Origin of the sequence: Streptomyces sp. NPDC051286 (assembly GCF_044455345.1) — a bacterium.
Taxonomy (GTDB): Bacteria; Actinomycetota; Actinomycetes; order Streptomycetales; family Streptomycetaceae; genus Streptomyces.
Genome location: NZ_JBITER010000001.1, coordinates 366,340 through 391,590 on the forward strand (window position 1 = coordinate 366,340; position 25,251 = coordinate 391,590).

A 25,251-nucleotide genomic window follows, 5' to 3' on the forward strand; every position below is an offset into this window, starting at 1 on the left:
GGCGCAACTGGTGGGAGGCTCTTGCCCCCAACAGGCCCCCGGAATGCCCGAGTTCGCCACGAGGCTAGGAGGGGTCCGGTGCGGGCGCAGTCGCGCGCTGCCCGGGGCACCGTTGCACGGGGTCGCACATCCGTGTGATTCGACCGTGCGGGGTCAGCGCAGCGCCGCGCGGATGGCGCCGTCGATGCCGGGGAAGGCGAAGGTGAATCCTGAGTCCAGCAGCCGTGCGGGCAGTACCCGTTGGCTGCCCAGCACGTCCTCCGCGAAGTCACCGAGGACGACCCGGAGCGCGGGTGCCGGGACGGAGAGCAGCGTCGGACGGTGCAGCACGCGCCCCATCGCCGCCGTCACCTCGGCGTTGGTCACCGGGCCGGGGCCGGTCAGGTTCACCGGTCCGGACAGCGACTCCGTGTCGAGGAGGTGCCGCAGGGCCGCGATGTGGTCGTGCAGCGCGATGAAGCTCCAGTACTGGCGCCCGCTGCCGAGCCGCCCGCCGAGCCCCGCGCGGAACAGCGGGAACAGCCGCCCCCAGGCCCCGCCCTCCCGGGCGACGACCAGGCCCGTGCGCGCGTACACCGTCCGGATGCCTGCCGCCTCCGCCGGGGCCGCGGCAGCCTCCCAGTCCACGCAGACGGACGGCAGGAAGCCTGTGCCGTGCGGTGCGCTCTCGTCGACCGCGCGGTCCCCGGTGTCGCCGTAGTAGCCGATGGCCGACCCGCAGAGCAGCACCTTCGGCGGTACGCCGAGGGAGGCCACCGTCTCGGCGATCGCCGCCGTGCCCAGCACCCGGCTGTCCCGGATCTCCCGCTTGTATTCCTCCGTCCAGCGATGGTCGCCGACCCCGGCTCCGGCGAGATGGACGACGGCGTCGCAGCCGACCAGGCCCGCCCCGTCGACGTAACCCCGCTTCGGGTCCCACTCGACCTCGTCCCCGGCGCGCGCCGGATGCCGGACGAGGCGCACGACCTCGTGTCCGTCGGCCCGCAGCGAGCGCACCAGCGCGGCTCCGATGAGTCCGGTGGATCCGGTGACAGCGATACGGGAGTACACCATGGCCCCATCTTGCCGCAGCGGCGTACGGGGTGCCTCGCCCCCATCACCCGTCACGCCCGAATCACTCGAACAGCAGTTGTAGGGCGACATCCCGGTAGTGGCGCACCTGCCGCAGGGCGCAGACCGCCGCCGCCTCGCTGTCCGCCCAGATATGCGATGACGTGACCGGGCGGGGCGTGGCACAGTGGCGCCCATGCCTGAGCTCCGAACCCACCTCGTGCGCCCCGCCGTTCTCTCCGACGACGCCGCTCTCGGGGAGCTCGACCGGGCCACCTGGTCGACGCTCCACGCCGTACAGCCGCGTCCGCAGCCGCCGTACGAACCGTTCTTCAGCGACCGCAACCGGCCCGAGCATCTGCTCGTGGCCGAGGCGGAGGACCCGGCGGGCGAGATGCGCATCGCCGGCTACATCCGGGTCGTCGCGCCGACCCCGCTCGCCTGCAACACGCATGTGCGCCAGATACAGGGCCTGGCCGTGGCCGAATGGGCACGCGGCAGCGGTGTCGCCAGAGGGCTGCTGCGTGCCGCGTTGGCGCTGGCCCGCAAGGAGGGGGCGAACCGGATGACGCTGCGGGTGCTCGGGCACAACGCGCCCGCCCGGGCGCTGTACGCATCGGAGGGGTTCGTCGTCGAGGGGGTGCTGCCCGGCGAGTTCTTCCTGGGCGGGCGCTACGTCGACGACGTGATGATGGGCCGCTCGCTCGCCCTGTGACGGCTTACGGCCTCCCCCACGACAGGGCGTGAGGGAGGTCGTTACCGTCCTACCCCTTGAACAGCCGCATGCCGCCCAGAAGTTCATGCAGGCAACGCACCGCGAGGACGGCGGGGGAGCCGGCCCCGGCCGTCGGCGCGTCCGATGACGCACGCGCGGGCGAGCGAGTGCAGCAAGCGGGGTCTGCGCGTTGTCGACGTCGCGCCCGGGTCGATCTCCTCCGACATGACCAGCGGCAACGGCCCGGGGCTGCCGGCCGACGCGGACATGTCGCTCTTCGCGAATCTGTCCCCGGTGCTGGGCGACGGCTTCGCCGGCCCCGACACGGTGGCGGGCGTCGTCGCGACGCTGGGCTCCGAGGACGGTGCGTTCATCACGGGTACGGAAATCCGCGTCGACGGCGGCGCCCACTTCTGAACCCGGGTGCCCACGCGGGGGCGGCTCAGCCGGAGCCGAACCGCTCCCAGAGCAGGGGAAAGCGTTCGGCCAGCGCCGCGTCGTCCTCGAAGCGGACGGGGACGCCCTGCGGCTCGGCGGCCTGCGGCGGAAGGCCGAGGTCCGGCGTGACGACGCCGGTGAGCTGTTCGTACGCCTCGTCGGCCGCATAGCCGAGATCCTCGGCGTCCCCGTCGATCTCCTCGTCGAAATCGTCGAGCAGTACGGCGAGGCTGTCCGGATCGTGCACCGCCCCCTCGAAGACCTCCCGCCCCTGGCCGATCAGCCAGCACCGGAAGAAGTCGAAGGCGTCGTCGCTCGCGCCGCCGAGCAGCACGGCGGCGGCGCCCCACAGGTCCCAGTGGTACGCGCGGTTGTAGCGGGCCTCGAAGTGCCGGGCGAAGTCCAGCACGAATTCCGGATCGAGTTGCACCAGCCGGTCGACGAGCAGGTCGGCCTGGTCCTCGGGGTCGCCCTCGGCGGCCTCGCGGGTGCTGTCGATGATCTCCCAGAACTCCGTCTCGTCCATCACGGGTCAAGCATCGGTCTTGGTGACAGGCGATGCACGCGGAGACACCGAAAAGAAGCCTTCAGCGATAGAGGCCGCTCAGCCGTTCGGCGGCAGCGGCGAAGCGGTTCCGCAACGCGGGCGGTTCGAGGACCTCCAACTCCGGTCCCAGGGACAGCAGCTGGTCGTACGCGACCTCCAGGGACTCCACGGGCAGGGTGACGGTGCGCCACCCGTCGGTGCCGGGTGGCCCGGCCGCGTCCAGTGCGTCCTGGACCGCCGAACGGTCCATGCTCTGCGGCAGTCGGCCTACCCCCGCCTCCGACACCCGTACCGTCACCTCGGTCCGCAGGATCGAGCGGGCGAACCGCGCGGCCTGCTCGTCCCAGAAGCCCGGCAGATCGAAGTCGTCGTCGCGTACGAACCGTTCGTCCGACACGGCCACGGCGGTGAAGCGGTCGATCCGGTACACCCGGAAATCCGTTCCGACGCGGGCACACACGTACCAGACCCCGGCCTTGAGAACGAGTCCGTACGGCGCCAGCTCCCGCTCGACCTCACCGCCCGCACCGCCGCGCCGGTAGCGGGCGCAGACCATCCGGTCGTTCCAGACGGCCTCCGCGACGGCGGGCAGCAATTCGGGCGTGACGGGCTCCTGATACCAGCCGGGTGCATCCAGATGGAAGCGCCGGGCAGCGGTGTCGGAGGCGTCCCGCAGCGAGGGCAGCAGCGCGGCGGACACCTTGAGCCGGGCCGCGGACGCGGCATCCTCGAGCCCCATCTCGCGCAGCGCGGACGGCAGCCCGGAGAGGAAGAGCGCCTCGGCCTCGCTACGGGCCAGCCCGGTGAGCCCGGTCCGGTACCCGCCGACGAGCCGGTACCCGCCGGCCCGGCCCCGGTCCGCGTACACGGGAATCCCCGCCTCGGCGAGTGCCTGGGCGTCGCGGGTGACGGTCCGTTCGGACACCTCCAGCTCCCGGGCGAGCTCGGCGGCGGTCATGACGGACCGGGACTGGAGGAGCAGCACCATCTTGATGAGCCGGGCAGCACGCATGGGGACAAGTCTGCCGTGCCCTCCAACGCCGGGCGGGCCGACGGCCTCCCCGAGGGGCTGCCCCGGAGCAGAAACGCCCTCCGGCTCCGGACAGGCTCGAAGACCGAGCCCGCCCGGACACGGAGGGCGGCGCGGCAGCCGGGCGTACCCGGCTGCCCTCACCTCACAGCCCGTACTTCTCCCGGGCCTCCTTGACCGCGGACGCGGTCACCTCGCCGCGTCGCGCCAGCTGGGCCAGCGCCGCGACGGTGATCGACTGCGCGTCGACCCCGAAGTGGCGGCGGGCCGCGTCACGCGTGTCGGACAGACCGAAGCCGTCCGTGCCGAGCGAGGACCAGTCCTGCTCCACCCACTGGCTGATCTGGTCCGGCACCTGCCGCATCCAGTCGCTGACCGCGAGGACCGGGCCCGGTGCGCCTTCCAGCGCCTGGGTCACGTACGGCACCCGCTGCTCGCCGTGGAGCAGCGCCTCGTCGCACTCCAGCGCCTCGCGGCGCAGCTCACCCCAGGACGTGGCGGACCAGACGTCGGCCGTGACACCCCAGTCCGCGGCGAGCAGTTCCTGGGCCTCCAGGGCCCAGTGGATCGCCGTGCCGGAGGCCAGCAGCTGCAGGCGCGGCGCGTCCGCCGTGGCGGGCGTGCCCTCCTTGAAGCGGTAGAGGCCCTTGACGATGCCCTCCTCGACGCCTTCCGGCATCGCGGGCTGCGGCTTCGGCTCGTTGTAGACCGTCAGGTAGTAGAAGACGTTCTCGGCCTCGGGGCCGTACATCCTCCGCAGACCGTCCTTGACGATGACCGCGATCTCGTACGCGAACGCCGGGTCGTAGTTGAGCGACGCCGGGTTCGTGGCCGCGATCAGGTGCGAGTGGCCGTCCGCGTGCTGCAGCCCCTCACCGGTCAGGGTGGTCCGGCCCGCGGTGGCGCCGACGATGAAGCCCTTGCCGAGCTGGTCGGCGAGCTGCCACATCTGGTCGCCGGTCCGCTGCCAGCCGAACATCGAGTAGAAGATGTAGAAGGGGATCATCGTCTCGCCGTGCGTCGCGTACGACGTCGACGCGGCGATGAAGTCGGCCATGGCCCCGGCCTCGGTGATCCCCTCGTTGAGGATCTGGCCGTCCTTGGCCTCCTTGTAGTACATCAGCTGGTCGCGGTCGACCGGCTCGTACGTCTGGCCCAGCGGCGAGTAGATACCGGCCGACGGGAACAGCGACTCCATACCGAAGGTACGGGCCTCGTCCGGGACGATCGGAACCCAGCGCTTGCCGGTCTCCTTGTCCCGCATCAGGTCCTTGGCCAGGCGGACGAAGGCCATGGTGGTGGCCATCTCCTGCTTGCCGGACCCCTTGTACAGGGCCTGGAACGCGCGCTCCTCGGGCTCGGGCAGCGCCACCGCGTGCACCCGGCGGGCCGGCGCGGGACCGCCGAGGGCCGCGCGGCGCTCCTGGAGGTAGCGGACCTCGGGCGAGTCGGCGCCCGGGTGGCCGTACGGCACCAGCCCGTCCTCGAAGGCGCTGTCCGGGATCGGGAGTCCGAGCAGCTCGCGCATGCCCTTGAACTCGTCGATCGACAGCTTCTTCATCTGGTGGTTGGCGTTCTTGGACTCGAAGCCCTTGCCGAGCGTGTAGCCCTTCACCGTCTGGGCGAGGATCACGGTCGGCGCGCCCTTGTGCTCGACGGCCGCCTTGTACGCCGCGTACACCTTGCGGGCCTCGTGGCCGCCGCGGGAGGTGTAGAAGCACTCGGCGATCTTCGCGTCGGTGAGCAGCTTCGCCAGCTCGGCGAGCGCCGGCTCGGCGCCGAAGAAGTGCTCGCGGATGTACGCGACGTCGCGGGTGGCGTACGTCTGGAACTGGGCGTCCGGGACCTCCCGGAGCCGGCGGACCAGCGCACCGGTGGTGTCCAGCTGGAACAGCTCGTCCCAGGCGCTGCCCCAGAGGGTCTTGATGACGTTCCAGCCGGCCCCGCGGAACGCGCCTTCGAGCTCCTGGACCACGCGGAAGTTGGCGCGGACCGGACCGTCGAGGCGCTGCAGGTTGCAGTTGATGACGAAGGTCAGGTTGTCGAGCCGCTCACGCGCCGCGAGGGCGAGGGCGGCGGTCGACTCGGGCTCGTCCATCTCGCCGTCGCCCAGGAAGGCCCAGACGTGCGAGTTCGACGTGTCCTTGATGTTGCGGTTGGCCAGATAGCGGTTGAAGCGCGCCTGGTAGATGGCCGAGAGCGGGCCGAGGCCCATCGACACGGTGGGGAACTCCCACAGCCAGGGCAGCCGCCGCGGGTGCGGGTAGGACGGCAGACCGTCGCCGCCCGACTCCTGGCGGAAGTTGTCGAGCTGCTGCTCGCCGAGCCGGCCGTCGAGGAAGGCGCGGGCGTAGATGCCGGGGGAGGCGTGGCCCTGGATGTAGAGCTGGTCGCCGGAGCCGTCCCCCTCCTTGCCGCGGAAGAAGTGGTTGAAGCCCGTCTCGTACAGCCAGGCTGCCGAGGCGAAGGTGGCGATGTGGCCCCCGACGCCCAACCGGGAGCCGCGGGTGACCATTGCGGCCGCGTTCCAGCGGTTCCACGCGGTGATCCTGGACTCCATCTCCAGGTCGCCGTCGAACGCGGGCTCGGCGGCGGTCGGGATGGAGTTGACGTAATCGGTCTCCAGCAGCTTGGGCAGCGCGAGACCGGCGCCCTCGGCGTGCTGCAGCGAGCGGCGCATCAGGTACGCGGCGCGGTGCGGGCCCGCGGCCTTGGTGACGGCATCGAGGGAGGCCGCCCATTCGGCGGTCTCCTCCGGGTCACGGTCCGGGAGCTGGTCGAGCTCGCTCGGAAGCTTTTTTACGGGGTCGGTCATGATCGCCGCCTTCCGAAGAGGAGGGGGGTGGAGAAAGGCCCTGACTGGCAGGACAGGGCGATGGGGCCGGTGGGCCCGCGGAGTGAACTGTAAAACGCTGATCGATGATCGATCAAAGGATGAAGGGCAAAACTTCTCGATATGAAGAAATTGGCATCCGGTGCCCTGAATCGCGGCACGGAGTGACGTCAGAAATGGGCAGAATGCGGGCGCTCATCTGTGCGGCTGAGCGCCCGACCACGCATTGGCGTACCTGCGTCAGGCGCGCGGCGCGCATCCCAGGACATGCGCCTTCACCAGCGCACCGATGTCCGGGTCCTTGCGCAGGAACGCGTCGATGAGCGCCTCGTGCTCCTCCGCGTACGACTTCTGCACCGTCCCCAGCCACCGGATCGAGAGCGCCGTGAACACCTCGATGCCCAGACCCTCCCAGGTGTGCAGCAGTACGGCGTTCCCGGCGGCCCGCACCAACTCCCGGTGGAACGCCACCGTGTGCCGCACCTGCGCCTCGCCGTCGGCCAGCCGGTCCGCCTCGTACAGCGCCGCCACATGCGGCGACAGCCGCGAGCAGTCCTCGCCGAGCACCGGAGCCGCAAGCTCCGCCGCGATCTGCTCCAGACCGGCCCGTACCGGGTAGGACTCCTCCAGGTCGGCGGCGGTCAGATTCCGGACCCGTACGCCCTTGTTGGGCGCCGACTCGATCAGCCGGAGCGTCTCCAGCTCCCGCAGCGCCTCGCGTACGGGCGTCTGGCTGACCTCCAGCTCGGTGGCGATCCGGCGTTCCACGATCCGCTCGCCCGGCTTCCAGCGCCCGCTGACGATCCCGTCCACGATGTGCTCGCGGATCTGTTCGCGCAGCGAGTGGACGACGGGCGGGGTCATGAGGGCTCCTTCGGGGAAACCGGTGCTGCCGATCCGACCGGTGCGGGCGAGGCGACCGGTGGTGTCTAAAAGCTCTCCCGTCATCCCTGGCAGGCGCACGGTGACAGCTACGGCACCTCACCGCGTTGTCGGAACACCCGAATACGCCCAGTATGAGGGCGCTCCTCCGCCCTGCGTTGCACCGTAGCCGACGCCGTGCGCTGATCCACCAGGGATGACGGGACAGCTCTTAGACAATACGGCGGCGCCCCCGCCCGGAAGGGTTCCGGACGGGGGCGCCGCTGGTGAGGCTGGTTACAACTGTGGTGCTCAGAGGCCGAGCTCGACCTCGAACTCGCCGGCCTCCAGGATCGCCTTGACCGCAGTCAGGTAACGGGCGGCGTCCGCGCCGTCCACCAGACGGTGGTCGTAGGAGAGCGAGAGGTACGTCATGTCGCGGACACCGATGACGGTGCCCTCGGCGGTCTCGATGACCGCCGGACGCTTGACGGTGGCACCGATGCCCAGGATGGCGGCCTGGTTCGGCGGCACGATCACGGTGTCGAACAGCGCACCGCGCGAGCCGGTGTTGCTGATGGTGAAGGTGGCACCGGACATGTCGTCCGGGGTCAGGCCGCCGCCGCGGGCCTTACCGGCCAGCTCGGCGGTCTTCTTCGAGATACCGGCGATGTTCAGGTCGCCCGCACCCTTGATGACCGGCGTCATCAGACCCTTCTCGGCGTCCACGGCGATGCCGATGTTCTCCGAGTCGAAGTACGTGATGGTGCCCTCGTCCTCGTTGATCCGGGCGTTGATGACCGGGTGGGCCTTCAGCGCCTGGGCCGCCGCCTTCACGAAGAACGGCATCGGGGACAGCTTGACGCCCTCACGGGCGGCAAAGGCGGCCTTCGCCTGGTTACGCAGCTTCATCAGCTTCGTGATGTCGACCTCGACGACCGAGGTCAGCTGGGCCTGCGAGTGCAGCGCCTTCATCATGTTGTCGCCGATGACCTTGCGCATGCGGGTCATCTTGACCGTCTGACCGCGCAGCGGGGACGCCTCCAGCTTCGGCGCCTTCGCGGCTGCCGGGGCGGCCGCGACGGGGGCCGGAGCGGCAGCGGCGGCCTTGGCGGCCTCCGCGGCGGCGACGACGTCCTGCTTGCGGATACGGCCACCGACGCCGGTGCCCTTGACCGCACCGAGGTCGACACCGTTCTCGGCGGCGAGCTTGCGGACCAGCGGCGTGACGTACGCACCGTCGTCGACGGCGGCCGGAGCCACCGGGGTGACCGGAGCCGGAGCAGCGACCGGAGCCGGGGCCGGCGCGGCCACGGGCGCCGGGGCGGCCGGCGCTGCCGGAGCCGGAGCGGCCACCGGGGCGGGGGCTGCGGCGACCGGGGCCGGAGCAGCCGGAGCCGGAGCGGCCACGGGGGCCGGAGCGGCCGGAGCCGGGGCAGCCGCCGGGGCGGCACCCGCGGCACCGATGACGGCGAGCTTCGCGCCGACCTCGGCGGTCTCGTCCTCGGCGACCACGATCTCCAGCAGCACACCGGAAACCGGGGCGGGGATCTCGGTGTCGACCTTGTCCGTGGAGACCTCGAGCAGCGGCTCGTCCTCCGTGACCTCCTCGCCGACCTCCTTCAGCCAGCGGGTGACGGTGCCCTCGGTGACGCTCTCGCCGAGCGCCGGGAGGGTGACGTCCGTACCGGTCGTGGCAGCGGCCGGAGCCGCGGCCACGGGGGCCGGGGCGGCGGGAGCCGCCGCCACCGGCGCCGGAGCCGGGGCGGCCACCGGAGCGGCCACGGGCTCGGCGGCCGGAGCCGCGGCCGGGACGGCCGCACCCGTGCCGTCGTCGATGACGGCCAGTTCGGCGCCGACCTCGACGGTCTCGTCCTCGGCGACCTTGATGGACGCGAGGATGCCGGCGGCGGGCGCCGGGATCTCGGTGTCGACCTTGTCGGTCGAGACCTCGAGCAGCGGCTCGTCGGCCTCGACGCGCTCGCCCTCGGCCTTCAGCCAGCGGGTGACAGTGCCCTCGGTGACGCTCTCACCGAGCGCCGGAAGGGTTACGGAAACCGACATGGTTTCAGTTGCTCCTTACGAAAGTGCGGAAGTGGGTCGGTCGTCGCGCCCGGGACTGGATCAGTCGTGGGAGTGGAGGGGCTTGCCGGCCAGGGCCAGGTGGGCCTCGCCGAGCGCTTCACTCTGCGTCGGGTGGGCGTGGATGAGCTGCGCGACCTCGGCCGGCAGCGCCTCCCAGTTGTAGATCAGCTGGGCTTCGCCGACCTGCTCGCCCATACGGTCACCGACCATGTGGACGCCGACCACGGCACCGTCCTTGACCTGGACGAGCTTGATCTCGCCCGCGGTCTTGAGGATCTTGCTCTTGCCGTTGCCGGCAAGGTTGTACTTCAGAGCGACGACCTTGTCCGCGCCGTAGAGCTCCTTGGCCTTGGCCTCGGTGATGCCCACGGAAGCGACCTCGGGGTGGCAGTACGTCACCCGGGGGACACCGTCGTAGTCGATCGGGACGGTCTTCAGGCCGGCCAGCCGCTCCGCCACCAGGATGCCCTCGGCGAAGCCGACGTGCGCGAGCTGCAGCGTCGGGGCCAGGTCGCCCACGGCCGAGATGGTCGGAACGTTGGTCTGCATGTACTCGTCGACGAGGACGTAGCCGCGGTCCATCGCGACGCCGGCCTCCTCGTAGCCCAGACCCTGCGAGACCGGGCCGCGGCCGATCGCGACCAGCAGCACCTCCGCCTCGAACGTCTTGCCGTCGGCGAGGGTCACGCGGACACCGTCCTGCGTGTACTCGGCGCTCTGGAAGAACGTACCGAGGTTGAACTTGATGCCGCGCTTGCGGAAAGCGCGCTCAAGAAGCTTCGAGCTGTTCTCGTCCTCGACCGGAACGAGGTGCTTCAGGCCCTCGATGATCGTGACGTCGGTACCGAAGGACGTCCACGCCGAGGCGAACTCGACGCCGATGACGCCGCCGCCCAGGACGATCGCGGACTTCGGGACGCGGTCCAGCTTCAGCGCGTGGTCCGAGGAGATGATCCGGTTGCCGTCGATCTCCAGGCCCGGCAGCGACTTCGGCACGGAGCCGGTCGCCAGGAGCACGTGGCGGCCCTGGATGCGCTGGCCGTTCACGTCCACCGAGGTGGGGGAGGAGAGCCGTCCCTCCCCCTCGATGTAGGTGACCTTGCGCGAGGCGATGAGACCCTGCAGACCCTTGTACAGGCCCGAGATCACGTCGTCCTTGTACTTGTGGACGGCCTCGATGTCGATGCCCTCGAAGGTGGCCTTGACGCCGAACTGGTCGGCCTCGCGTGCCTGGTCGGCGACCTCGCCGGCGTGCAGCAGCGCCTTCGTGGGGATGCAGCCGTTGTGCAGGCAGGTGCCGCCGACCTTGCCCTTCTCGATCAGAGCGACGTCCAGGCCCAGCTGCGCTCCGCGCAGGGCCGCGGCGTAACCGCCGCTACCACCGCCGAGGATCACTAGGTCGAAAACGGTGCTGGCGTCGTTCGCCACGTCACGTCCTCCATGCATGTGCGCCGTACGCCGGGCCCCGTCGCTGGGGGATGACCGGCCGGTCGGCTGGTGTTCGGCCGCTTTTGTTATTCGGCCCTGTGGTGGGGGCCCTGTCCTGCCGAGAACCCATCTTCGCACTTGTTGACGGTGGGCGGGACGCGGGGCCCGGGTCCGGGACGGATGATCACCCGTTCCGGATGGTTACTGCTGCGTAGAGATTGGTAGGAGCGGCGCGAAGCACCACGGTGGAAGGGTGAGGGTGGGAGACGGGTGGGAGTGCGGATTTCGTTGAGAGCGAAACCTGCGTGCACGGTGCTGTCGATGCCGACGGGTGAACACGTACGGCCCCGGACGTATGCCCGGGGCCGTACGCACGGAGCATCCTCTAGCCGAGGTCCCCGGCGGCGGTGCGCTCCGCCAGCTTCACCAGCGTGCGGACCGCGGAACCGGTGCCGCCCTTCGGCGTGTAGCCGTACGGCGCGCCCTCGTGGAAGGCCGGACCTGCGATGTCCAGGTGCGCCCAGGTGATGCCCTCGCCCACGAACTCCTGCAGGAACAGACCGGCAACCAGGCCGCCGCCCATCCGCTCACCCATGTTGGCGATGTCGGCGGTCGGGGAGTCCATGCCCTTGCGCAGGTCGGCGGGGAGCGGCATCGGCCAGGAGGCCTCGCCGACCTCCTCGGCGATCTCGTGGATGGACGTACGGAAGGCGTCGTCGTTCGCCATGATGCCGAAGGTGCGGTGGCCCAGGGCCAGGACCATCGCTCCGGTCAGGGTCGCGACGTCGACGATCGCGTCCGGGTTCTCCTCGGAGGCGCGGGTCAGCGCGTCGCCGAGGACGAGCCGGCCCTCGGCGTCCGTGTTCAGCACCTCGACGGTCTTGCCGCTGTACATGCGCAGCACGTCACCCGGGCGGATGGCGTTGCCGGACGGCATGTTCTCGGCGAGCGCCAGCCAGCCGGTGACGTTGACCTGGAGGCCGAGACGGGCGGCCGCGACGACGGCCGCGAACACGGCGGCGGCGCCGCTCATGTCGCACTTCATCGTCTCGTTGTGACCGGCCGGCTTCAGCGAGATGCCGCCCGAGTCGTAGGTGATGCCCTTGCCGACCAGGGCCAGGGTCTTCTCCGCCTTCGGGTGCGTGTAGGCGAGCTTCACCAGGCGGGGGCCGTGGGTCGAGCCCTGGCCGACGCCCAGCAGACCGCCGAAGCCGCCCTTGACGAGCGCCTTCTCGTCGAAGACCTGCACCTTGATGCCGTGCTCCTTGCCGGCGGCCGTGGCCACGGCGGCGAAGGACTCGGGGTACAGGTCGTTCGGCGGGGTGTTGATCAGGTCGCGGGCGCGGTTGATCTCCTCGACGACCGCGGTGGCACGCTCTGCGGCCGCCTTGAACGCCTTGTCGCGCGGCTTGGTGCCGAGCAGGGCGACCTCGGCGAGCGGCAGCTTGGCACCGTTGCCGTTCTTCTTGTCCTTCGGCGCGAGCTTGTTCTCGCCGCCCTGGTACGCGGTGAAGGCGTACGCGCCGAGCAGTGCGCCCTCGGCGATGGCCTCGGCGTCCTCGACGGACGTGATCGGCAGCGCGAAGCCGGCCTTCTTGGAACCGGTCAGCGCACGCGCGGCGGAACCGGCGGCCCGACGCAGTGCCTCGCCGTCGAACGCCGCGTCCTTCTCCGGGACCGGACCGAGTCCGACCGCGATGACGACCGGGACCTTGAGGCCGTCCGGTGCGGGGAGCTTGGTCACTTCGCCCTCGGCACCGGAGGCGCCCAGGGTCTCCAGGACGGTGGCGAGCTTTCCGCCGAACGCCTTGTCCGCGGCCTCGGCGCCCGGTGCGACGACCGGGCCCTTGGCTCCCTTGGCGACGCCGACGACAAGTGCGTCGGCGCGCAGCGTCGCCGCACCGGCAGTGCTGAGAGTGAGAGCAGTCACGGTGGTGAAATCTCGCTTCCGTTGAGTTCGTTGTCGGTCGAGGGGTGGGCCGACCGTGCCCGGCGCATCGTAGACGCCGCCGCAATGTGCCGGGAATGAGCCTACGCGCGCCTTTGCTGCGGGATCACGGCGGCGGGCCGTCTGCGGCCCGTTCCGGCGGCAGGGCTCCGGCCCGGTCGGGGGCCGCGACGGTGCAACCGGCCCGGGAAGTAGGGTCGTTCGGAGGTGCCGGAGCGAGTGGGGGAGAGCGATGCGCGCCCAGCGGGCTGCACGCAGGACGAGACCGAAGTCGGCGCCGGTCGTCGTACTGATCCTGTCGGCGGTGCTGGCCGGCTGCACCTCGGCGCCTCGAACCACCTCCGCGGCGCGCTGGCAGCCGAAGCCGGGTACCGACTGGCAGTGGCAGCTCTCCGGCCGCCTCGACCCCACCGTGGACGTTCCGGTGTACGACATCGACGGCTTCGAGCACGATGCGCAGGCGGTCGCCGATCTGCACCGCCGTGGCCGCAAGGTCATCTGTTACGTGTCCACGGGCGCCTGGGAGGACTTCCGCCCGGACGCCGGGAAGTTCCCCGCCTCGGTCCTCGGGAAGGGCAACGGCTGGCCGGGGGAGCGCTGGCTCGACATCCGCCGCACGGATCTGCTCGGGCCGCTGATGGAGTCCCGGATCGAGATGTGTGCGAAGAAGGGCTTCGACGCGGTCGAGCCCGACAACATGGACGGCTACCGCAACCGCACAGGCTTCCCCCTGACCGATGCCGATCAGCTGCGCTACAACCGCCTCGTCGCCCGCATCGCCCACCGCCACGGACTTGCGGTGGGGCTGAAGAACGACCTGGACCAGATCCCGCAGCTGGAACCGGACTTCGACTTCGCGGTCAACGAACAGTGCGCCCAGTACGACGAGTGCGCCGACCTCACCCCGTTCATCGAGGCGGACAAGGCGGTGTTCCATGTGGAGTACGAGGTGCCGGTGGCACGGTTCTGCCCGGAGTCGACGAGGCTGCGTCTGAGCTCGCTCCGCAAGAAGTACGACCTGGGCACCTGGCGCCGGAGCTGCGCGGCGAGCCCGTCCACGGATTGAGGAGAGGACGGAGACCGGGCCGCCGCGCACCCGCGTCCGCCCAGGTCCTGTCCTGCCGGTCTTCGTGGGCCCGGAACGCCTGGCTTACGGGACAGCCCTTAGCCCAGGGCCAACGCCACCAGCGCCGCCGTCGCCGCCGTCTCCGCGACCGCCCCGAAGACATCGCCGGTCACGCCCCCGAACCGTCGCACGCAGTGCCGCAGCAGCAGCTGCGCGCCCATCAGCCCGGCCACTACGGCAAGGCCGTGGTGCAGCGCGCCGTACCCGCCGAACACTGCCCCCGTCGCCGACCCCGCGGCCACCACCGCGACCGTCACGGCCGCCGCCGCCCCTGTCGGCACCGTTCCCGCCACCGTCGCCCCCAGCCCTTCCGGCCGGGCCGGAGGTACGCCCTGACGGGACGCCAGCGTGAGCGCGAGGCGGGCGGTGACTCCCGCGACGACCGCGGCCACCGCGCCGTGCGCCCAGCCCTCCCCGTACAGCTGATGGAGGACCGCGACCTGGGCCAGGAGGGCGAACAGCAGGGTGATGACACCGAATGGCCCAATGTCCGACTGCTTCATGATGCGCAACGCGTCCGCCGCGGGCTTGCCGCTGCCGAGCCCGTCCGCCGTGTCAGCGAGTCCGTCGAGGTGCAGCCCCCGAGTGAGGACCGCGGGCACCGCGGCGGAGGCGACCGCCGCGAGCAGCGGCCCGGAGCCGAGCAGCAGGAACAGTGCGCCGGGGACCGCCGCGAGCAGCCCCACCACCAGACCGGCGAGCGGGGCGCTCAGCATCCCGGCACGGGCGGCCTCGCGGTCCCAGCGGGTGACGCGGACGGGGAGCACGGTCAGGGTGCCGAAGGCGAAACGTATGCCATGGCTGTTCAGGGAGGTCACGGCGCGCAGGCTAATCCCTCGGCCGGGCCGCTAGATTGGCGGAAACGCTGCAAAGTACCGCAAAAGCGGACCAACGGGAGTGGTGGCATGGGTCACTGGTTCGATCAGAACTTCGTCGAGCCGGGAAAGCTGCCCCTGCTTCTCGCCCTGGCCGCCTTTGTGCTGACCTTCGCCATCACCCGTCTCATCACCCGGATGATCAGGGCCGGAAAGGGGCCGTTCCGCAACATCACGCCCGGCGGGCTGCACGTCCACCACGTGGTGCCCGGTGTGGTGCTGACGGTGGTCGGCGGCTTCGGCGCGGTCTCCAGTGGACGGTACGGCGTCGGGGCGGGCATCTGCGCGGTGATCTTCGGGATGGGCGCGGGTCTGGTGCTGGACGAGTTCGCCCTGATCCTCCATCTCGACGACGTGTACTGGTCTGAACAGGGCCGCCAGAGCGTCGAGGTCGTCGTCCTCACCACGGCACTCGTCCTGCTCCTCCTCGGCGGCTTCTCGCCGCTCGGGGTGAAGGAACTGACCAGCGATCAGCAGCAGGGCCGGCTCGGCATCGTCCTGACCCTGCTGATCAACTTCTGCTTCGTGCTGATCGCCCTGTTCAAGGGCAAGGCGCGGATGGCGGTGATCGGCACCCTGGTGCCGTTCGTCGCCCTGTTCGGGGCGATCCGGCTGGCCCGGCCGACGTCGATGTGGGCGAAGAGGCTCTACCGCAACCGGCACCGCGCCCGTGCCAGGGCGATGCTGCGCGCGTACCACCACGACCGGCGCTGGGTGGGGCCGAGCCGCAGGTTTCAGGACCTCATCGGCGGAGCGCCGGACCGGGACCGGCTTCCCCCGCCCAAGTCCTGATCGCTGCGGGCGGGCAGATGCCGACGCCTGTCGTGCCGGGCGGTGAGACCGCACAGGATCAGCACCGCGGCGATCGCCGCCAGGTGTTCCTTGCCCGCCAGGTTGTTCTTGAAGATCACTTCGATGACCATCACCGCGATCACCACCGCCCCGGTGCGCCACGCCCGGTAGGCATGGCACACATAGACCGCGACCCCGACCACCGCCGCCGACGGTCCGGTGTCGACGACCTTCGCGTCGGTTGCGGGCAGTCCGAACAGCCCGTCGGGCCCGACCGCGACGCCGGTCCGTGCGTACAGTGTCCCGGCCAGCGTGGCGACGTACGCGATGAGCAGCGTGCGCCGTCGTCCGAGACAGATCTCGGCGGCCCCGAACACCACGAGCACCTGCGCCAGCGCACCCCACACCGGCAGATCGAGCGCGGGCACGAACAGCGACAGCGGGGTACGCAGCAGGGCGGTCCACAGCGGTTCCTCGGCCCGCACCGAGCCGAGGAACCGCACCGGACGTAATCCCCACGGCTGGTTCTGCACCACATGGAGCAGCGCCGTCAGGCCGACCGCGCCCAGCGTCATCGGGACCGCGCGCAGCCGGGAACGGGTGAGCCCCCCGTGTACGGTCGAGAACAGCGGCCCCCATTCGCGGCGGGCGGCCTCGGGCAGCGCCGCCATCGGTCTCATCTACGGGTCTCCAGGTGCGAGCGGTGCAGCCACTTGGGCAGCCCGGGCGCCTCCAGGAACCCTTCGGCGCGGCCCGCGGCGATGCCGATGCGCAACAGGTCGGAGCTCTTCTCGAAGAGCATGAAACGCGGCTCCCAGATCGGTCGGTACTTGGCGTTGGCGCGGTAGAGCGACTCGATCTGCCACCAGCGCGAGAAGAAGCTGAGCAATGAGCGCCACAGCCTCAGCACCGGCCCCGCGCCCAGCCGCGATCCCCTCTCGAAGACCGACCGGAACATCGCGAAGTTGAGCGACACCTGTGTGATTCCGATCTCCTTGGCGCGCTGGAGGAGTTCGATGACCATGAACTCCATCAGGCCGTTCTCGGCGTTCCGGTCACGGCGCATCAGGTCCAGCGAGAGACCGTTCGGGCCCCAGGGCACGAAGCTCAGTACGGCACGCAGTTCGCCGGGGCCGCCCGCTCCTTCGCCTTGCTCCTTCTCCGCTGCGTCACGGCATTCGAGCATCACGCACTGGCCGTCCGCCGGATCGCCGAGCCGCCCCAGCGCCATCGAGAAGCCGCGCTCGGTCTCGCCGTCGCGCCAGTCGTCGGCGCGTCGCACCAGTTCGGCCATCTCCTCGTCGGGGATGTCGGAGTGGCGCCGGATGGTCACCTCGTACCCGGCGCGCCTGATCCGGTTGTACGCCTGGCGGACGGTCCGCATCGCCCGCCCTTCGAGGGTGAACTCGGCGGTCTCCACGATCGCCTCGTCGCCGAGCTCCAGCGCGTCGAGCCCGTGCCGGGCGTAGACCGTGCCGCCCTCCTCGCTCACCCCCATCACCGCTGGGATCCAGCCGTGTTCGCGGGCCTCGGCCAGCCATGGTTCGATCGCGCCGGGCCAGGCCTCCAAGTCGCCGATCGGATCACCGGAGGCGAGCGAGACCCCGCCGACCACCCGGTAGGTGACGGCCGCCTTCCCGGTCGGCGACCAGATGACGCTCTTCTCCCGGCGCAGTGCGAAATAGCCGAGCGAGTCGCGTTCGCCGTGTTTTTCGAGGAGGGCGCGGAGCCGGTCCTCGTCCTGCGGGGTGATCGGGTCGACGGCCCGGCGGGAGCGGAACGCCACGTACACGACAGCGATCAGCAGCAGGGTGGAGAGGATGTTGATGACGACATTGGCCCAGCCGGGCACGGTGATGCCGGGGAAGCGGGCTTCGTCGGTCGCGACCGAGACCAGCCGCAGCGCGCCGTAGCGCCAGCGGTCGAGGAAGGCCGACCGGTACTCGTCGTGCGCCGTGTTCGTGACGGTGACCAGCAGGGTGGCGATCAGCGAGGTGACCATCAGCCCGCCGACGGCGACCACGGCCGCCAGCTTCGCGTTGGACCGGTCGCCCTTCGCGTAGAACTCCCGCCGGCCCAGGATCAGTGCCACGACGAAAGCGGCTGTCAGCGCCAGGGAGATCCAGTTCTGCGGGTACTGCCGGATCTCGGGAAAGACGATCACGAAGGCGAAGAGCAGGAGCAGGAGGCCGCTCAGCACCATGTTGACGATCCAGGCGGCGCGCTTGCGCCGTCGCATGGTGATCGCCAGGAAGAGGGCGACCACTCCGGAGGAGAAGCCCGCGGTGAGCAGATAGGGCGTGAAGTAGTTCTCGGTGTTGTGCCGACGGAGGTCCTGACCGAGCGTGACCCAGACGGCGCTCAGGAAATTGATGAACGACACGATGCGCAGATACCAGATGGTGAATGCCGCGCTGCGTCGTGAGCGGACGGTGCTTCGCCGGGCGTCCTGGCCGGTCAATCGGACCTCTCCCATAAAAAGCGATCATATGGGGCATTTCGCTCTATGGGGAGGCCTGCTGCGGCCGGTGTCCGGTGGTCGGCGGCCGCAGCGCAGCAGGGTCCGTCAGTCGTCGTCCTCGTCGGTCTTCGAGGCGTCGTCCTCGTCGGCCGACGCACGCTCGGGCAGCTCCGCCGCCAGCGCGGCGGCGGCCTGCACGAGCGGAAGCGCCAGCAGTGCCCCGCTTCCCTCGCCCACGATGACACCGTGGTCCAGCAGCGGGTTGAGAGCCATCCGGTCCAGCGCCTTCGTCTGTGCCGGCTCGCCGCTCACCTGACCGGCCAGCCACCAGTCCGGCGCCCGGAAGGCGGCCCGCTGAGCGACCAGCGCGCACGCCGACGAGACCACGCCGTCCAGGATCACCGGCAGCCTGCGCACCGCGCACTGCAGCAGGAACCCCGTCATCGCCGCCAGGTCCGCGCCGCCGACCGTGGCCAGCAGCTCCAGCTGGTCGCCGAGGACCGGCCGGGCCCGCCGCAACGAGTCCCGGATCGCCGCGCACTTCCGCATCCAGGCGAGATCGTCGATTCCCGCGCCGCCGCGCCCGGTGACCACCGAGGCGTCCGTGCCACACAGGGCCGCGATCAGGGTGGCGGCCGCCGTGGTGCCACCGACGCTCAGATCGCCTAGCACCACCAGATCGGTGCCCGAATCGGCCTCCTCGTCGGCGATCGCGATGCCCAGACGTACCGCCTGCTCGGCCTCCTCGGCCGTCAGCGCGTCCTCGATGTCGATCCGGCCGCTGCCGCGCCGCACCCGGTGACGCACGACCGACTCGGGCAGCAGCTCCGGCTCACAGTCCAGTCCGGCGTCGACGATCCGCACCGGTACGGAGAACTGGCGGGCCAGCACGGCCAGCGGCGTCGCGCCCTCCAGTGTGGCCCGGACGAGCTCGTGGGCGGTCCCGGCCGCGCGGCCGGAGACGCCGAGCTCGGCCACCCCGTGATCACCGGCGAAGAGCACCACACGCGGCTGCTGGATCGGTCTGACCGGCACGGCCTGCTGGGCGGCCGAGAGCCACTCGCCCAGCTCGTCGAGCCGGCCGAGGGCGCCCGGCGGCACAATCTGCCGCTCCCGGCGTTCCTCGGCGTCGCGCCGTACGCCGCCGTCGGGGCGTTCGATCAGGTCGGAGAAGTCGTCCAGATTCACGGGAGTCTGCCTCGCGGGTCGTTACGTGGTGTGGGCCGGTGAGAGCCTGTCGGGTGACCTTCGATCGGAGAGCGGCCACGCCCTGGCACGCGCGCTTCCGGCGTTGCCGAAATGCCCTGGTAGCTCCGCTACAAGGCCATCCCGGCGCCTTGGAATCGCACGCGCCATGCCGCGTCCGCTCTCCGATCGAAGGTCACCCGACAGGCTCTGAGCCCGGCGGCGGGCTCATTGCGGAACAGTACCTGCCATGATTCTGACGCCTCTTCAGTGCGGCGGCCGGCCCTCACGGCCTCCCCCGCGACAGGGAGTGGGCTCCCGGCGTCATGCGGCTTCGCTGGCGGCGTTGTCGTCGGTCACCGACGCTCCGCGTCGACTCCCTCCTCCGCCTTGCCATCGAAGCCGCATGACGCCGCTCGCCGATCCACTCCCTGTCGTGGGGGAGGCCGTCAGGCCCCGAAGCGCAGCAGCGTCATCGCGGGGGTCAGCGTCCGCAGCCCCGGCGTCAGATGCTGGAGCCGGATCAGTTCTCCCATCGCGCCCCGCCCCCGCGGCAGCCCCAGCGCGCGCACCTCCGTGATGTTCGGATGCGCGCTGCGCAGCTTCTTCCGCTCGCCCGGGTTCATCGCCCAGTGCATCGGCGGGACGGTCATGGAGCCGACCTTCGACTTCCCGGCCACCGTCCCCTTCGCCGGCCGGCGCGCCATCGAGTCCAGCACGAGCACCCCGCCCGGCAGCCGTTCGGCGCAGGTCGCCAGGATCTTCCGTACCTCCCAGGGCTGCAGATACATCAGCAGCCCCTGCGTCGTGACGATCACGCCCCGGCCCGCAGGGTCCTCGATCTCGTCCAGCCAGGAGAGATCGGTCGCCGACCGGGAGAGCGTCCGCAGCCGGTCCGAGGAGGGCAGCAGCGCCCGGCGCAACGCTGCCACCTGGGGCAGCTCCACGCTCAGCCAGGTGAGCCGCCCGTTGTCGACCCGCCAGAAGCCGGTCTCCAGACCGTCGCCGAGCGCGACGACGGTGGCCTCCGGATGTCCGCGCAGATAGCCCTGCACCGTCAGGTCGAAGCAGCGTGAGCGCAGCGCCTGCGCCTGCGAGTGGAAGGCGTTCGGCCGCCCGAAACGCTCCTCGAAGGGGTAGTCGAGGTCCGCCATGAGCTGCAGCGCCATCGGATCGTCGATGACGGGATAGAGCTGACCCGCCTCGTACGCCCGGTTGTAGAGCGTCCAGAGCAGGGTCTCCGGAACGCCTTCCAGCATCGGCCTCACTCGTGCCATGTCCGCTCCCTTCCTGCCGCTGACCCTGGTGCGATGCGGGTCAGCCGCGCAGCCTCAGCGCCTGACCGGCCACCACCAGCAGCACGTGCTCGCACTCGTCGGCGAACGCGGCGTTGAGCCGCCCCAGCTCGTCCCGGAACCGCCGGCCGGCGGCTGTCGCGGGCACCACGCCCGAGCCGACCTCATTGGTCACGGCGACGACCGTGCGCCGCGTTCCGCGCACCGCGCCGACCAGTTCGGTGATCCGCTCCCGCAGCGCACGCTCACCGCCGTCCGCCCACGCCTCGTCGTCCCAGGCGTTCACCCGGTCCATCGCGTCCGTCAGCCACAGCGACAGGCAGTCGATCAGCAGTGGCGGCCCGTCGGACTCCAGCAGGTCCACCAGCTCACAGGTCTCCTCGGTGCGCCAGGCGGCCGGTCTGCGCTCCCGGTGCAGCCCGACCCGGGCCATCCACTCCGGGTCGCCTTCGCGGCCGCCGCCGGTCGCCACGTACACCACCTCGGGGAAGGTCTCCAGCCGCCGTTCGGCCTCCACCGACTTACCGGACCGCGCCCCGCCCGTCACCAGCGTCCGCCGCGGGATATCCGGTACGGCGTGGTACTGGCCGACCACCAGTGTCGTCCCGTCCGGCACGGTCCGGGCGCCGGCCGCCGCGAGCCGCCGGTCCAGCTCGGGGCCGGTGGGTGCGTCATGGTCCAGGTGAACGGCGATGACCTCGGTGGCCGGCCCGATCGCTTCGACGGCCCGCAGCCTGGCCACGGCGTCCGGGCGTCCGGTCACATCACCGACCACCATGTCGTACGGCTCCGCCACCCGGTCCGTGAGACCGGCGGGGGCCGCCCCCGGCGGCATGTACAGCAGCCGCACGCCCTCCGGGGACGTCACCTCGTACCCGGTCCCCGGCGAGTCCATCGGCACCGCCCGGATCCGGTGCCCGCTGATCAGCGTCAGCACCTGCCCGTCCGGCACCCGTCCGGCCGGGGGCAGCCCGGCGGGCAGCTCCACGGCGGGCCCGTCGTGCGGATGGGTGAGCAGCACCTGCCGTACGCCGGTCAGGGAATGACCCGCGCGTGCGGCAGCGAACACGGCCCCCGGGGTGAGATCGAGCAGCAGCGCGTCGTCGACCAGCAGTGCGGTCGCGGCGCGCGCCCACCCCCCGCGGGCGGTGGCGCAGGCGGCGCACGGACAGTCGGGGCGCGGCAGCCCGTCGGGGGCTCCGGTGCCGAGCAGTGTCAGTTCCACGCTCCGATCCTCCCGCGTCCCCGCACCGGCTGCGCGACCAACCCCGTGGATCTCGGTCCGAAAGGCCCCAGGCACTAGGCTGCGGGCAGCAACGCGACCCAGGAGGCGGACATGGCGTGGACGTGGCGGTTCGAGAAGTCCGACGGTACGGAGACGGAGCCGGCCCTGCAGCCGGAGGAATTCACGACCCAGGGCGATGCGGAGACATGGATCGGTGAGTTCTGGAAGGAACTCCTGGACGGCGGGGCGGACCAGGTGACCCTCTTCGAGGACGCGACGAAGATCTACGGCCCGATGAGTCTCCAGGCCGACCAGGGCTGACCACCGGTACGGCGCACGAGCGCCCCGGGCGCCGTTCCTCGGCATCCGGGGCGCTCGCACAGGAGCGGTCAGATCTCGCCCAGCGTGACGACCGCAGTCCTTTCCACACCGTTGCGCAGATATGTCACCTTGACCTTCTGGCCCGGCTTGTCGTTGGCCAGAGTCTCGGCCAGCTCCGTCATCGTCGTGACCCGTGTGTCGCCGATCTTCGTGATGATGTCGCCGGCCCGCAGTCCGGCCTTGTCCGCGCCGCCGCCCGCCGTGACGGTGACCACCGCGATTCCGAACGGCTGGTAATTGTCGTCGACGACCGTGCGGCCGGTGATGTTCAGCGCCGCGCGGCCCGAGTCGGTGACCTTGCCGCTCTTGATGATCTGGTCGGCCACCGTCTTCACCATCGAGGCGGGGATCGCGAACCCTATACCCGGTGCCGCGCCGTTCATCTGCGGATCCGCCGCCGCCAGCGTCGGAATGCCGATCACCTCACTGTTCAGGTTCACCAGCGCACCGCCGCTGTTGCCGGGGTTGATCGCCGCCGAGGTCTGCACCATGTTCGCTATGGTCGCCCCGGTGCCACCCTCCGTCCGGCTCTCGCTGACGGTCCGGCCGACCGCCGACACGATGCCCTGCGTGACGCTGCTGGACAGTCCGAGCGGCGAACCCATCGCCAGCACTATCTGGCCGACCTCGACCTTGTTCGAGTCGCCGAACTTCGCCGGCTTCAGCCCGCTCGGTACGTTGTCGAGCTTGATGACGGCCAGGTCCTGCTCCGGATAGGTGGCGACCAGCGAGGCGCCCAGCACCTTCTCGCCGGTGGCGACGGTGACCTTGAACCTCTTCTCCGGGCCGACCACATGGGCGTTGGTGACGATGTGGCCCTTGTTGTCGTAGACGACGCCGGATCCGAGGCTGTTGGCGGCTTGGATCTGCACCACGGAGGGCAGCACATTCCTGATGACGGCCTCATACTCGGCCTGCAGGTCACCTGCGGCCTGGGAAGTCGTCTGCGGCGAGGCCGACTGCGTGGCAGTGGCGCCGGCCGAGTCCGAGTCGGAGCAGCCGGACACCAGGGCCATGGCACAGACACCTGCGGTCAGAGGCAGCAGTAGCCGGTACAGACGGCGGCGCGAGTGGGAAGCATCCATGTCTGAATCATTGGCTTTTAACCCCATTGGCGGCCTGTTGGGTTCGGCTGATCGGGTGACGCCCGCTCCTCGTCCATCCCTCAACCATCCCCAGGGATTTCGGGCGGGTCATGCCCGCGGTCGCGGCGCCCGGCACGGCACCTCGCGGCGCTGCCGGTACGTCGGAACAGTTCGCCACCTGGACGCTCCGGCGCCTTGCGGTGCACCGCACCGGGCGTCGCGAACCGTCCGGCGTTCGTCCGGACGGTCCTTCAGCGCCCTCCTAGCCGCGCACCCCGCACAGATGCAGCAGTGCGGCAACCCGGCGGTACGGGTCCGTCCGTCCGGCCCGGTCCTCCGCGGCCAGCAGCCGGTCGAGTTCCGCGGCGGCCGGCAGCTCGACGTCATCGCTCACCTGGTCCGTGAAGATCCGCACCCCGTACCAGGCGTGCAGCGGCGCGGCGATCCCGGCGAGCGTGGCCGTGAGGGCGTCCAGCCGGTCGGCGCGGACCGCCAGGCCCAGCTGGTTGGTGTACGTATCCGTGTCGAACGCGGCCAGTGCCGTGTCCCAGTCCCCGGCGGTGCCGGGCCGCATCGCCAGCGCGTCGCCGTTCCGTACGAGCAGCGAGAGCAGCCCGCCGGGCGCCAGCATCCGGGCCAGCCCCGCCAGCAGCGCGTCCGGTTCCCGGGCGTACATCAGTACGCCGTGACAGAGCACCACGTCGAAGCTGCCCGGCAGGAAGTGCACGCCCGTGTCCAGGCCGTCGCCCTCGATCAGCCGGACCCGCTCCCGGATGCCCGCGGGCTCGTCCCCGAGCGCCCCGCGGGCGGCCCTCAGCATCTCGGCGTCGGACTCCAGGCCGGTCACCGTGTGGCCGGCCCGGGCCAGCCGCAGCGCCTGCGTGCCCTGTCCCATGCCGACATCGAGGACCCGCAGCCGCTGGCCGACCGGGAAGCGCGCGGCAATCTGCTCGTCGAGCTGCCGGGCGACGAGCTCCTGGCGGACGGTGTTGCGCAGCCCTCCGAGCCACGCCGAAGAGGCCCTGGTGAACCCGGAGTCCTTGGAGGGGGCACCGTCCGGCAGGCCTGCGGACGGACCGCCGACCGAGCCGGAAAGCTCCGTACTCAGGGTCGCTCTCCGCGCTTGACCTGCGGCTTTGGTAGACGGAGCCGACGCATCTGAAGCGTACGCATCAGGCCGTAGGCGACCGCGCCGCGCTTCGGCGTATCGGGGAAGCGCGCGTTCAGCTGCTTCTTCAGCCGGAACGCGAGACCGATCGAGTCGATGACGATCAGCACGATCACGGCGAGCCAGAGCAGCAGCGAGATGTTCTGGATGTTCCGCACCTGGATCACGCTGAGGATCAGGATGATCACTGCGAGCGGCAGGAAGAACTCCGCGATGCAGAAACGCGAGTCCACGAAGTCGCGGACGAAGCGCCGCACCGGACCCTTGTCACGGGCCGGCAGGTAGCGCTCGTCGCCACTGGCGAGCGCCTCGCGCTGCTTGGCCAGGTCCACCCGGCGCGCTTCGCGCTGGCGCTTCATGGCCTCCTTGCGGTCGAGCGGCGCGCCACTGGAGGCACGACGGCGCTGCGACTGGGCCTCGCTGCGCTTGGGGGTGGGGCGACCTTTGGGGGCCTGCGGGTCGCGGGGCTGCGTGGAGAGGTCCGCCGTCACCTTGGTGGCGGGGGCCTTCTCATCCTTCGAACGGCTACGGAACACAAAACCCAAGGGTACGGGGTCGGCCGCGACGACCCCAGCCCGGTCGGGAACGATCCGGCAACGGCCTTCGTCCTCCCAGGTGTCCGCAGCGGGACAGAACGGACGTTGCCACCGGTTTCCCTGAGGGCCGCCTACTCCCTGGGCCGGAGCGGTATCCGGGGGCAGTCGTCCTTGGGGAGGACCACAT

The 25,251-nt window shown here is 70.8% G+C and carries 21 protein-coding genes and 1 pseudogene; 5 read left to right on the plus strand and 17 right to left on the minus strand.

Annotation, left to right across the window (positions count from 1 at the left end; all coding sequences use genetic code 11):
• Positions 1 to 153 precede the first annotated feature (153 nt).
• Entirely contained in the window at positions 154 to 1,053 is a 900-nt protein-coding gene (locus tag ACIBB8_RS01670; RefSeq protein ID WP_398948388.1) for a TIGR01777 family oxidoreductase, read from the minus strand.
• Between the two features lie 193 nt (positions 1,054 to 1,246).
• Here ACIBB8_RS01670 and ACIBB8_RS01675 point away from each other — a divergent pair, with 193 nt between their 5' ends.
• Together ACIBB8_RS01675 and ACIBB8_RS01680 are read left to right on the plus strand one after the other, a co-directional pair.
• On the plus strand, positions 1,247 to 1,765 hold the full coding sequence (locus ACIBB8_RS01675) for a GNAT family N-acetyltransferase (protein WP_398948389.1): 519 nt from the start codon (positions 1,247 to 1,249) through the stop codon (positions 1,763 to 1,765).
• Positions 1,766 to 1,909: 144 nt separating this feature from the next.
• Positions 1,910 to 2,182 (plus strand): annotated as a pseudogene (locus ACIBB8_RS01680) (SDR family oxidoreductase); the annotation flags it as partial.
• A gap of 25 nt (positions 2,183 to 2,207) precedes the next feature.
• Here ACIBB8_RS01680 and ACIBB8_RS01685 read toward each other — a convergent pair.
• The 7 genes from ACIBB8_RS01685 to ACIBB8_RS01715 form a co-directional block, all read right to left on the minus strand.
• On the minus strand, positions 2,208 to 2,729 hold the full coding sequence (locus ACIBB8_RS01685) for a DUF4240 domain-containing protein (protein ID WP_398948713.1): 522 nt from the start codon (positions 2,727 to 2,729) through the stop codon (positions 2,208 to 2,210).
• Between the two features lie 61 nt (positions 2,730 to 2,790).
• A complete protein-coding gene (locus ACIBB8_RS01690) occupies positions 2,791 to 3,762 on the minus strand; it encodes a helix-turn-helix transcriptional regulator (RefSeq protein ID WP_398948390.1) in 972 nt (323 codons plus the stop codon).
• Between the two features lie 163 nt (positions 3,763 to 3,925).
• Positions 3,926 to 6,595: a pyruvate dehydrogenase (acetyl-transferring), homodimeric type gene (gene aceE, locus ACIBB8_RS01695; protein WP_398948391.1), complete on the minus strand. Its 2,670-nt coding sequence runs from the start codon at positions 6,593 to 6,595 to the stop codon at positions 3,926 to 3,928.
• A 258-nt stretch (positions 6,596 to 6,853) separates the two neighbouring features.
• Complete coding sequence (locus tag ACIBB8_RS01700; RefSeq protein WP_398948392.1) at positions 6,854 to 7,477, minus strand: GntR family transcriptional regulator; 624 nt, start codon at positions 7,475 to 7,477, stop codon at positions 6,854 to 6,856.
• 309 nt (positions 7,478 to 7,786) lie between these two features.
• Positions 7,787 to 9,538: a 2-oxoglutarate dehydrogenase, E2 component, dihydrolipoamide succinyltransferase gene (gene sucB, locus ACIBB8_RS01705; protein ID WP_398948393.1), complete on the minus strand. Its 1,752-nt coding sequence runs from the start codon at positions 9,536 to 9,538 to the stop codon at positions 7,787 to 7,789.
• A 60-nt stretch (positions 9,539 to 9,598) separates the two neighbouring features.
• Complete coding sequence (lpdA, locus tag ACIBB8_RS01710; RefSeq protein WP_358858442.1) at positions 9,599 to 10,987, minus strand: dihydrolipoyl dehydrogenase; 1,389 nt, start codon at positions 10,985 to 10,987, stop codon at positions 9,599 to 9,601.
• Between the two features lie 385 nt (positions 10,988 to 11,372).
• Positions 11,373 to 12,917, minus strand: a complete 1,545-nt coding sequence (locus ACIBB8_RS01715) for a leucyl aminopeptidase (protein WP_398948395.1) — start codon at positions 12,915 to 12,917, stop codon at positions 11,373 to 11,375.
• A 250-nt stretch (positions 12,918 to 13,167) separates the two neighbouring features.
• Between ACIBB8_RS01715 and ACIBB8_RS01720 the strand changes: the two genes are divergently transcribed.
• Entirely contained in the window at positions 13,168 to 14,001 is an 834-nt protein-coding gene (locus tag ACIBB8_RS01720; protein ID WP_398948396.1) for an endo alpha-1,4 polygalactosaminidase, read from the plus strand.
• 98 nt (positions 14,002 to 14,099) lie between these two features.
• Here ACIBB8_RS01720 and ACIBB8_RS01725 read toward each other — a convergent pair whose 3' ends face one another.
• Positions 14,100 to 14,879 carry an adenosylcobinamide-GDP ribazoletransferase gene (locus ACIBB8_RS01725; RefSeq protein ID WP_398948397.1) on the minus strand — a complete coding sequence of 260 codons (780 nt, stop codon included), beginning with the start codon at positions 14,877 to 14,879 and terminating at the stop codon, positions 14,100 to 14,102.
• A gap of 87 nt (positions 14,880 to 14,966) precedes the next feature.
• Between ACIBB8_RS01725 and ACIBB8_RS01730 the strand changes: the two genes are divergently transcribed.
• Positions 14,967 to 15,728 (plus strand): hypothetical protein, encoded by a 762-nt coding sequence (locus tag ACIBB8_RS01730; RefSeq protein WP_398948398.1) that lies wholly within the window; start codon positions 14,967 to 14,969, stop codon positions 15,726 to 15,728.
• On the opposite strand, the gene ACIBB8_RS01735 is transcribed toward ACIBB8_RS01730, so the two are convergent.
• From ACIBB8_RS01735 to ACIBB8_RS01755, 5 genes are all read right to left on the minus strand, one after another.
• Positions 15,671 to 16,408 carry a hypothetical protein gene (locus ACIBB8_RS01735; RefSeq protein ID WP_398948399.1) on the minus strand — a complete coding sequence of 246 codons (738 nt, stop codon included), beginning with the start codon at positions 16,406 to 16,408 and terminating at the stop codon, positions 15,671 to 15,673. The genes ACIBB8_RS01730 and ACIBB8_RS01735 overlap by 58 nt on opposite strands.
• Positions 16,405 to 18,204 carry a phosphatidylglycerol lysyltransferase domain-containing protein gene (locus ACIBB8_RS01740; protein ID WP_398948400.1) on the minus strand — a complete coding sequence of 600 codons (1,800 nt, stop codon included), beginning with the start codon at positions 18,202 to 18,204 and terminating at the stop codon, positions 16,405 to 16,407. The genes ACIBB8_RS01735 and ACIBB8_RS01740 overlap by 4 nt, the downstream gene beginning before the upstream one ends.
• A gap of 90 nt (positions 18,205 to 18,294) precedes the next feature.
• Positions 18,295 to 19,377: a nicotinate-nucleotide--dimethylbenzimidazole phosphoribosyltransferase gene (gene cobT / locus ACIBB8_RS01745; RefSeq protein WP_398948401.1), complete on the minus strand. Its 1,083-nt coding sequence runs from the start codon at positions 19,375 to 19,377 to the stop codon at positions 18,295 to 18,297.
• A 446-nt stretch (positions 19,378 to 19,823) separates the two neighbouring features.
• Positions 19,824 to 20,651 (minus strand): class I SAM-dependent methyltransferase, encoded by an 828-nt coding sequence (locus tag ACIBB8_RS01750; RefSeq protein ID WP_398948402.1) that lies wholly within the window; start codon positions 20,649 to 20,651, stop codon positions 19,824 to 19,826.
• Positions 20,652 to 20,691: 40 nt separating this feature from the next.
• On the minus strand, positions 20,692 to 21,894 hold the full coding sequence (locus ACIBB8_RS01755; protein WP_398948403.1) for a bifunctional adenosylcobinamide kinase/adenosylcobinamide-phosphate guanylyltransferase: 1,203 nt from the start codon (positions 21,892 to 21,894) through the stop codon (positions 20,692 to 20,694).
• 111 nt (positions 21,895 to 22,005) lie between these two features.
• Between ACIBB8_RS01755 and ACIBB8_RS01760 the strand changes: the two genes are divergently transcribed.
• Positions 22,006 to 22,215, plus strand: coding sequence for a hypothetical protein (locus ACIBB8_RS01760; RefSeq protein ID WP_358858432.1), 210 nt, complete (start codon positions 22,006 to 22,008; stop codon positions 22,213 to 22,215).
• Between the two features lie 68 nt (positions 22,216 to 22,283).
• Here ACIBB8_RS01760 and ACIBB8_RS01765 read toward each other — a convergent pair whose 3' ends face one another.
• The 3 genes from ACIBB8_RS01765 to ACIBB8_RS01775 all read right to left on the minus strand — a co-directional run bounded on the left by ACIBB8_RS01765 (position 22,284) and on the right by ACIBB8_RS01775 (position 25,064).
• Positions 22,284 to 23,360 (minus strand): S1C family serine protease, encoded by a 1,077-nt coding sequence (locus ACIBB8_RS01765; protein WP_398948404.1) that lies wholly within the window; start codon positions 23,358 to 23,360, stop codon positions 22,284 to 22,286.
• A 262-nt stretch (positions 23,361 to 23,622) separates the two neighbouring features.
• Entirely contained in the window at positions 23,623 to 24,357 is a 735-nt protein-coding gene (locus ACIBB8_RS01770; protein WP_398948714.1) for a class I SAM-dependent methyltransferase, read from the minus strand.
• Positions 24,358 to 24,464: 107 nt separating this feature from the next.
• Entirely contained in the window at positions 24,465 to 25,064 is a 600-nt protein-coding gene (locus ACIBB8_RS01775; RefSeq protein WP_398948405.1) for a DUF3043 domain-containing protein, read from the minus strand.
• Between the last annotated feature and the right edge of the window lie 187 nt (positions 25,065 to 25,251).

What these genes read in the sequence shown, in the direction of transcription:
- ACIBB8_RS01670 (WP_398948388.1), bottom strand. Translation starts at nt 1,053, where the DNA reads ATGGTGTACTCCCGTATCGCTGTCACCGGATCCACCGGACTCATCGGA.
- ACIBB8_RS01675 (WP_398948389.1), top strand. Translation starts at nt 1,247, where the DNA reads ATGCCTGAGCTCCGAACCCACCTCGTGCGCCCCGCCGTTCTCTCCGAC.
- ACIBB8_RS01685 (WP_398948713.1), bottom strand. Translation starts at nt 2,729, where the DNA reads ATGGACGAGACGGAGTTCTGGGAGATCATCGACAGCACCCGCGAGGCC.
- ACIBB8_RS01690 (WP_398948390.1), bottom strand. Translation starts at nt 3,762, where the DNA reads ATGCGTGCTGCCCGGCTCATCAAGATGGTGCTGCTCCTCCAGTCCCGG.
- aceE (WP_398948391.1), bottom strand. Translation starts at nt 6,595, where the DNA reads ATGACCGACCCCGTAAAAAAGCTTCCGAGCGAGCTCGACCAGCTCCCG.
- ACIBB8_RS01700 (WP_398948392.1), bottom strand. Translation starts at nt 7,477, where the DNA reads ATGACCCCGCCCGTCGTCCACTCGCTGCGCGAACAGATCCGCGAGCAC.
- sucB (WP_398948393.1), bottom strand. Translation starts at nt 9,538, where the DNA reads ATGTCGGTTTCCGTAACCCTTCCGGCGCTCGGTGAGAGCGTCACCGAG.
- ACIBB8_RS01720 (WP_398948396.1), top strand. Translation starts at nt 13,168, where the DNA reads ATGCGCGCCCAGCGGGCTGCACGCAGGACGAGACCGAAGTCGGCGCCG.
- ACIBB8_RS01730 (WP_398948398.1), top strand. Translation starts at nt 14,967, where the DNA reads ATGGGTCACTGGTTCGATCAGAACTTCGTCGAGCCGGGAAAGCTGCCC.
- ACIBB8_RS01735 (WP_398948399.1), bottom strand. Translation starts at nt 16,408, where the DNA reads ATGAGACCGATGGCGGCGCTGCCCGAGGCCGCCCGCCGCGAATGGGGG.
- ACIBB8_RS01740 (WP_398948400.1), bottom strand. Translation starts at nt 18,204, where the DNA reads ATGGGAGAGGTCCGATTGACCGGCCAGGACGCCCGGCGAAGCACCGTC.
- ACIBB8_RS01750 (WP_398948402.1), bottom strand. Translation starts at nt 20,651, where the DNA reads ATGGCACGAGTGAGGCCGATGCTGGAAGGCGTTCCGGAGACCCTGCTC.
- ACIBB8_RS01760 (WP_358858432.1), top strand. Translation starts at nt 22,006, where the DNA reads ATGGCGTGGACGTGGCGGTTCGAGAAGTCCGACGGTACGGAGACGGAG.
- ACIBB8_RS01765 (WP_398948404.1), bottom strand. Translation starts at nt 23,360, where the DNA reads ATGGATGCTTCCCACTCGCGCCGCCGTCTGTACCGGCTACTGCTGCCT.